This window comes from Photobacterium lipolyticum (assembly GCF_003026475.1).
GTDB lineage: Bacteria > Pseudomonadota > Gammaproteobacteria > Enterobacterales > Vibrionaceae > Photobacterium > Photobacterium lipolyticum.
In genome coordinates, this window is sequence record NZ_PYMC01000061.1 from 1 (window position 1) to 513 (window position 513).

The window sequence follows — 513 nt, forward strand, 5'->3', positions numbered from 1 at the left end:
TGGAAGAAAATGATCCTTCCATTGAGTGCTTGGGGGGAGTCACATCAGGCGACTGGAATGAAATGTTCCCTGATTCAGTTGCATACTACAACGAATCGAATCCACAACCGGACTTTGAGTTGTTAATCGAAAAAGTAAAAAATGTCTGGGTTGACATAGCATCTTCGGGCTATCCAAGTGATTCTGTCAGTGCCATCAAATGCCCGACACTTGTGATGCGCGGTGATGATGATTTCTTGTTTTCTTTGCGTGAGGCAATTGAATTAGTAGAAAAAATTGAAAACTCAAAATTCATGAATATCGCATTTGCTGAACATGAAGCGCATAAGCAATACCCTGAAGTTTGTCGCTCAGTAATAAATAAATTCTTGATGTAACGTGTTAAAACATAACAAACGACTATGGCGTCAATAGTTAATTTAAGCTGTTTTCGCATCCCATAAAACGCCATCTCTCAGCATCGAATTTAGGATGACAACCATCTTCCTTACGCAGGCGATGATGGCCACTTTT

1 protein-coding gene is annotated in these 513 nt (G+C 40.2%); it reads left to right on the plus strand.

Annotated features, from left to right (window positions below):
• Window positions 1-377, plus strand: a 377-nt coding sequence (locus tag C9I89_RS22630; RefSeq protein ID WP_170107763.1) for an alpha/beta fold hydrolase, incomplete at its 5' end; no start/stop codon positions are given.
• Window positions 378-513: the final 136 nt, after the last annotated feature.